Origin of the sequence: Mycobacterium helveticum (assembly GCF_007714205.1) — a bacterium.
In the GTDB taxonomy this organism is placed as follows: Bacteria; Actinomycetota; Actinomycetes; order Mycobacteriales; family Mycobacteriaceae; genus Mycobacterium; species Mycobacterium helveticum.
Genome location: NZ_VMQU01000195.1, coordinates 1 through 6,326 on the forward strand (window position 1 = coordinate 1; position 6,326 = coordinate 6,326).

At 66.6% G+C, this 6,326-nt stretch carries 6 protein-coding genes and 2 pseudogenes; 2 read left to right on the top strand and 6 right to left on the bottom strand.

All coding sequences use genetic code 11. The features are described from left to right. Nucleotides 1-450: 450 nt before the first annotated feature. Nucleotides 451-973 (bottom strand): annotated as a pseudogene (locus FPZ47_RS30805) (PPE family protein); the annotation flags it as partial. A 140-nt stretch (nucleotides 974-1,113) separates the two neighbouring features. Then, nucleotides 1,114-2,256, bottom strand: coding sequence for a cupin domain-containing protein (locus FPZ47_RS25920; RefSeq protein WP_425461845.1), 1,143 nt, complete (start codon nucleotides 2,254-2,256; stop codon nucleotides 1,114-1,116). Between the two features lie 853 nt (nucleotides 2,257-3,109). On the opposite strand from FPZ47_RS25920, the gene FPZ47_RS25925 reads away from it, so the two are divergent. Together FPZ47_RS25925 and FPZ47_RS25930 are read left to right on the top strand one after the other, a co-directional pair. After that, on the top strand, nucleotides 3,110-4,453 hold the full coding sequence (locus FPZ47_RS25925) for a PPE family protein (RefSeq protein ID WP_281291913.1): 1,344 nt from the start codon (nucleotides 3,110-3,112) through the stop codon (nucleotides 4,451-4,453). A 27-nt stretch (nucleotides 4,454-4,480) separates the two neighbouring features. Continuing rightward, nucleotides 4,481-4,813, top strand: coding sequence for a DUF732 domain-containing protein (locus FPZ47_RS25930; RefSeq protein ID WP_144956908.1), 333 nt, complete (start codon nucleotides 4,481-4,483; stop codon nucleotides 4,811-4,813). A 108-nt stretch (nucleotides 4,814-4,921) separates the two neighbouring features. Here the strand turns inward: FPZ47_RS25930 and FPZ47_RS25935 are convergent, their stop codons facing one another. The 4 genes and pseudogenes from FPZ47_RS25935 to FPZ47_RS25950 form a co-directional block, all read right to left on the bottom strand. Then, nucleotides 4,922-5,347 carry a hypothetical protein gene (locus FPZ47_RS25935; protein WP_246133616.1) on the bottom strand — a complete coding sequence of 142 codons (426 nt, stop codon included), beginning with the start codon at nucleotides 5,345-5,347 and terminating at the stop codon, nucleotides 4,922-4,924. Between the two features lie 82 nt (nucleotides 5,348-5,429). Next, nucleotides 5,430-5,714 (bottom strand): DUF211 domain-containing protein, encoded by a 285-nt coding sequence (locus tag FPZ47_RS25940; RefSeq protein WP_144956914.1) that lies wholly within the window; start codon nucleotides 5,712-5,714, stop codon nucleotides 5,430-5,432. A gap of 46 nt (nucleotides 5,715-5,760) precedes the next feature. Then, a complete protein-coding gene (locus FPZ47_RS25945; protein ID WP_144956917.1) occupies nucleotides 5,761-6,075 on the bottom strand; it encodes a DUF6955 family protein in 315 nt (104 codons plus the stop codon). Next, nucleotides 6,072-6,326: pseudogene (locus tag FPZ47_RS25950) on the bottom strand (hypothetical protein); the annotation flags it as partial. The gene FPZ47_RS25945 and the pseudogene FPZ47_RS25950, both read right to left, overlap by 4 nt.

The window sequence follows — 6,326 nt, forward strand, 5'->3', positions numbered from 1 at the left end:
CGCCACCCACGGCCATGCCGGCCCCGGCACCCACGCCCGGGGCCGCTCCCCCGCCACCGCCACCCGCGCCCACCGTGCACGCCTTCAGCTACCCCTACGTGGTCGGTCCGCCCGGCGGCGCGGCGGGCACCGGCTGAGCCAGGCCGGCCAGCCCTGCCAGCCCGGCGAACGCCGGGGTCGGCAGCGGCGCGATGCCCAGTCCCTCCACCACCTGCGTGAGCTGCTGCAGTTGCGGCGCGAACGTGTTGATGGCTTCGCCTTCCCAGTGCGGAAGTTCGCTGACGAGTAGGGGATCGGTTTCCAGGCGGGTGATCGCCGCGGCCGGGTTGGACGGGAACTCCGACAAGTCCTGCCCGATGGCGTTGGCCACCTCTTGGGCCCGGGTCGTCCACCAGCTCAACTGATTGGGTCGTGGCCCGCTGTCCTGGTTCGACGGAGAGCTGTTGGCGGCGGCCTTGTGTATTTCTGGTGCCGGGGCGGTCTGCGGTGTGGACGCCACCGCGGTGCCGGACACCGCTTGGTAGGTCGTCATGGTGGCGGCCGCCTGCACCCACATCCGCGTGTAGTCGGCCTCGTTGAGCGCGATCGGAATCGAGTTGACACCAAAGAAATTCGTCGCCGCCAGGACCGCGTGTACGGCGTGGTTGGCGGCCAGCTCGGCCAGGGAGGGCATGGCCGTCAGGGCGGCGGTGTAGGCGGTGGCCGCGGTCTCGTGCTGGGCGGCCGCCGCCGCGCTGTCGGCGCTGGCCTGCAGCAACCAGGCCAGGTACGGCACGTGCGCGGCCACGTAGGACTCCGCGCTGGGGCCCTGCCATGCGCCGGCCTGCACCGCCGCGAGCGCGCCGCTGAGTTCCTCGGCGGCCGAGGCGTATTCGGCGCTGAGCGAGTGCCACGCCACGGCTGCCGCGATCAACGACACCGGCCCCGGTCCGCCGCTCAACAGCGCCGAGTGCACCTCCGGCGGCGAGGCCATCCAGATCGGCGTGACCGTCACCAAGCCGATCCTGCCCCTACACCCGTAAACCCGCAATAGCGACTTCCATTGCGACATTGATCCGCATTTGCGGGAACGGCTCGGCACTGGATCGAGCGCCTGCGGATACCGGCGCGGGATCAGTCGTCGGGTTGGCGCACGAGGAATCCGGTCACGATCAGGGTGCGCGCGAGCTCCGTTTGCTGCGCCGCGGTGAGCCCGGGCAGGTCGCCGACCCGGAACGGCCCGGTGCTGTCGGCCAGGTACCGCAGGGCGGCTTCGTGGTCGGCGCCGACGCTGATCAGCAGCTGGGCGAACTGCAGGGCGACGCCGCCGGCGCCGGTCAGCACCCGCGAGTAGAGCGGTTGATGCCTCACCACCCGCGTGTGCCCGTCGATCCCGGCGGCGGTCGCGCCCTGTCCGAGCGGTGGGCACCGGCCGCGCCGGACGAGAAGGTCCTCCATCGCGCCGAGCCCTTCGGGGACGACGTCCGGGCCCGCGACGATGTCGCGCACGAGGGCACCCAGGCTCGCGCGCACGTCGGCGTGCAGATGCCGCGGCGGGAGCCGGTCGTGGATACGGTCGTCGCGGAAGCTGAGCATGTGCAGCGCATGGGTGATCAGCGTGAGCACGGTCGGCGCGTGGATTCCGACGGTCAAGTGCACGGAGGCCTCGGAGCGCGTCTGTGCCGCGTGGATCTGTCCGCGCGGCAGGTACAGCGTGTCCCCGGCGTCCATGCGCAGGCGGGTCGGCGGCGGCAGGTCGGCCGCGGCGACGACCTTGCGCTGCTGCATCTCGTGCGGTGACACCGGCGCGTCGCCGTAAAGATGCCAGACCTTGGACCCCTGGACCTGCAGGATCAACACGTCGTGGTGGTCGTAATGCGGGACGAATCCCCGCGATTCGGGCGGCGTGACGTAGCCGTTGACCTGTGTCGGGAAGTTCAGTTCCACCTCGATGGCGTGGGCCAGCGACCCGAGCGTGCGCACGTACCGTTCGAGGTTATCCACGACGATCGTGTAACCGGCGGCGTGGCCGTCACGGACGCCGGCGGGGTCCAGGCTGCCGTCGGGGCGCCGGTAGGTGGCGGGGTCCCTGTTCTGCTCGCCCTTGACCAGGCGGAGCACCGACGGCTCCGCCCGAAGGTGATCGAGGAGCCCGTCGACCACCGGGGGGCCGGGCAGCAGGCCGTCGAAGTAGCCCGGGCAGTCTCGCTTGACGTGGTAGCGCGTGGCTCCCCAGATGTCGTCGAGGAAGGTCTGCACCGGCAGCGGTGAGAGCAACCAGGCTAGCGACGATTCGACGATGACCCCTCCGCAAAACTCCGTGGTGACGTTCGGGTGGCTTTCGGGTGGATTTCTCAGCATTGCATACGTCGGTGACCGCGCGTCGGATGCCGACGGTCTTCGTTGCCGTTGAAGCCGAGTCGGCATCGAATCTGTGGTCGAAAGCCGACAGCCGGGCTGCGGTCGCAGCCCTCGTGCGCGTCAGTCGGGCGATGGGATCGAGTTGGCGGCGGATCTTCCACGCTCAGACAACGGCTTCCGATTCCCGGGGTTTTCGGTGGTATTCGTTTGCCCGGACTGTCCGAATCTGGCGAATACTGTGGTAGACCTGGGTAACAGAGCACTGCGGTCGACGGCGCGATAGCGGTGGTGCGCCGTCGGCACACGACGCTGTGACGCGAAAGGCATTGCTAAATATGGCATGCCCGGCTTGACGGCGTCCACGGCTGATGGAGGTGTCGAATGAGTTCTGATGACCGGCCACCCTCGCGTCGAGGTCGAGAAAAATACGGCAGCGTCGATTCCGCGCCCGGGCGTAGTGCCGGTCGCCCGCTGTTTGCCGAGCGTGCGGTGCGGGCATGCCTGGCATTGACCGCCGAGTTGGCGCCGACTGGATCCGTCTCTGCAAGAGGTGAGGCAAGGAACAGTGTGTTGGAATCAGCTGAGCCCGTGGATGGCTCCCGGCAGGTCGATGATTGCGACCGGGTCGCCATCTAACTCTGGGCAGCGCCGCCTTACCGGAAGACCCCCACGGTGCTCGTTCGGCGCCAAAGCCCGGTTTGTGGCTGAACACGCAACGTCGGAGCTGAAGATACGGTAGGCATAGGAAATAATGACCATAGACTTTGGAATGCTACCGCCGGAGATCAACTCCGCCCGTATGTATTCCGGGCCGGGTGGTTCCTCGTTGGTCACTTCTGCTTCCCGCTGGGCCGGCCTTGCGACTGAGTTGCGCTCTGCGGCGCGGTCGTTCGAATCGGTGATTGCCGGGCTCGCCGGTGGAGTGTGGTTGGGGCCCGCATCGTCGTCGATGGCGCGGGCGGGGGCTCCTTATGTGATGTGGCTCAACACGACCGCGGCGGTGGCCGATGAGACGGCTGTGCAAGCGGTGGCGGCCGCAACGGCCTATGACACGGCGTTCACCCTGACAGTGCCGCCGCCGCTCGTCGCAGCCAATCGTGCACAGCTGGCAGCTTTGATCGCGACGAATCTGTTGGGGCAGAACACGTCGGCGATCGCGGCCAACGAGGCGCTCTACAGTGAAATGTGGGCCCAAGATGCGGTCGCGATGTATGGCTATGCGGGTTCTTCGGCAGCGGCGTCGCGGTTGACTCCGTTCACCTCTCCGCCGCCCACCACCAGTCCCGGGGGGCTCGCCGGCCAGGCCGCCGCCGTTACTGCAGAGGGAAGCCACGCGTCGATGGTCATCTCAGCACTGCCGCAGGCACTGCAGTCGCTGGCTTCGCCGGCCGCGTCGACATCGTCGGCATCCGGCCTGACGTTGCCGGCCTTGGGATCGGCGCTGACAGCCCTGATCGGCTCGACGCCCGCCAAAGCGCTGCTCGAGTTTCCGTCGGTGACCAGTACCGCCGCGTCGTCGACGAGCGCGTCGGCGTCGTCGGCATCGGTCGGCGTCGGTACCCGAGGCCTGGCAGCGACGCAGGACCTCGCAACTTCGGAAACGGCCCGCGGGATCATCCGCGGGGGTGCGCTGGGGCCATCAACCGGACCGGGGCCTGCGCCGGCCGGGTCCATCGCGGCATATGCTCCCTCGCCGGTGACCGCGGGCCTGGGTCGCGCGCCCATGATCGGGTCGTTGTCGGTCCCGCAGGGCTGGGCCATCGCGGCGCCCGAAACCAGACTCGTTGCAACACAGCTGGTGTCGACCAGCCTGGGCGCGGCCCCGGCCGCCGCAGAATCCGGCGCTGCAAATCTGTTCAGCGAGATGGCCCTGGCGAGTATGACGGGTCGCGCGCTCGGTGGTGGCGTCGGTCCAGGCAGCCGGGAACGCCTGGCGGCCATCACCGCTCACGGTGACCAAGCAGATTCGCCGCAGACACCGGCCGGCGTTCCGGGGACCGGGATAGCAGCCGAGCTGCGTCAACTCGTCGAGTTGCGCGACGGCGGTCACCTCACTGAGCGGGAATTCGGCGAGCTCAAAGGTGCGCTGATCAAACGATTGTCGAGTTCCTAGAATCCCCGCGGGAAAGGGGTTCGCCGAATGTTGAAGTTCTCAGCCGCGTTTGCCGGACTCGCATTGGCCGCGACCTGCTTTTCGCCGTCCGCCTTCGCCGGCGAGTCGGAATACCTCGCCCGCCTGGATAAGGCGCAGGTCAGCCACATGTCGGCGCGGGACGCTCTGAGCTGGGGGTACCTCGTGTGTGACAAGTTGCGCGCAGGCGACTCGGTGCCCGAGGTATTGACGGTTCTCGAAGACGCTGGGGGCTTCAGACGTCGGCACGCCGGCGTCATCATCGGGGCGGCCGCCTATGAACTGTGCCCCGACCAGTACCAGAACGTGATGGATTGGGCACACGAGCAGACCCATTTGTAGTCCACGCAGGCTGGCGGGCCACGAAGGTCTCGGCGCCCCGAACCGCCAACGGCCCGCTCTCGCGGGCATCGCCACGGCTGCGCTGAAACGCCGGCCTTGAATCCGAGGTCAGGGCACCAGGTCGACTTTCAGCCCGATCAGCGTCCCGGCAACGCCGGTGCCGACAAGGCCCAGCACCCAGACGACCCGCCGACCGCCGACATGCCCGGCCAGCACCGCGCCGAGACCACCCAGAATCAGCGCGGAAGCCAGAACCGCAACCCATGACACGTCCGGAAGCAACGTGCCGATGACCAACGGCAGCGCGGCTCCGGCGAAACTCGCCAACCCCGCGACCGCTGCTGTGGCGGCTGATTCGCTGAACACCAGCCGCCCCAGGGCCGTTGCCGCAAGCCGACCAGACTTGGTGAACATCAACTGCTTCTCGGCGCGCATCAGTTCACTGCGGTTCTGGGTGTATTCGGCGACGAAGACCGTGAGCACCGACGATGTGAAGGCGACGATGCCGACCCGGATGCTGATGCCGAGGTTCAAGCCCCCGCCGCGCAGAACCGCAGCGGCTGCCAGGGTGAGCGCAGGTTTTCCTTTTTCAAATTTTCAACCGCATGCGCGACAATCACCGGGCTCTGGGTACGCGCTCGACGATCCGATCTCCGACCACGATCTCGTCGATGCTGTGCACTGCCGCACCGGCCTTCTCTATCGTCCGGATCAACTGTTTCGCGTCGATGGAGCCGCCTTCCACGGTGACTTGGAGTCCGACTGTCTCCAGATCGATTTCCGACACAGTGATGTTGCATGCCTCCACGCCGGTGACGCCGTCGATCGCGGCGGCCAACTCCACCAGATCGGGTCGAGCGATGGCCTTGTCGACGTCTAACTGCATGCGGCGAATGTTCATAGGCTCAGGTTCTCTGCGCCCGTTGATCTTTGATGGCTCAACGGGCTTATTCGGCTTCCGCGAGGAAGCGGTCGACTATTTCTGGCCCGTTCGAGTGCATGTCGATGGACAGCCGCATCAACCTGTCTTTGGCGTTTTTGGGGAGCAACTCGATGGAGCGAGTGGTGGCCGAGTCGTATTTGGCCGATTTGTACTGCCCCAGGATGCGGTCTTTTTGCTCCTGGGTGGCGTAGATGGGCATGACTTTCATCCCGGCGAAGGCCTCCTCTGCCAACGACGCCAGTCCGGCTTGTTCCAGTGCATTCAGGCGTTCGTCGTTGATCCAGACGTTGATCTTCACGGTGGCGTCGGTGGTGCTCATGCGTCAAGTTCCTCCAGCGGTGTCAGGTTGAAGATGGGCAAGCGTTTCTTGAGGTATTCGTCGTTGACGAACGGCGAACCCTGTCCATATTTCGCGGCGGCTTCCATGACGACATCGAAAACCTCTGGGCGCATGACCATCCGCGTGGGCTTGACCTCGTCGGTCAGGATGCTTCTGATCAGACCCTGATTTTTCAGCCGGCTTGTGATGATCTTGTTTTCGGTGATCTGGTTGATGGTGGCTGCGCGCTG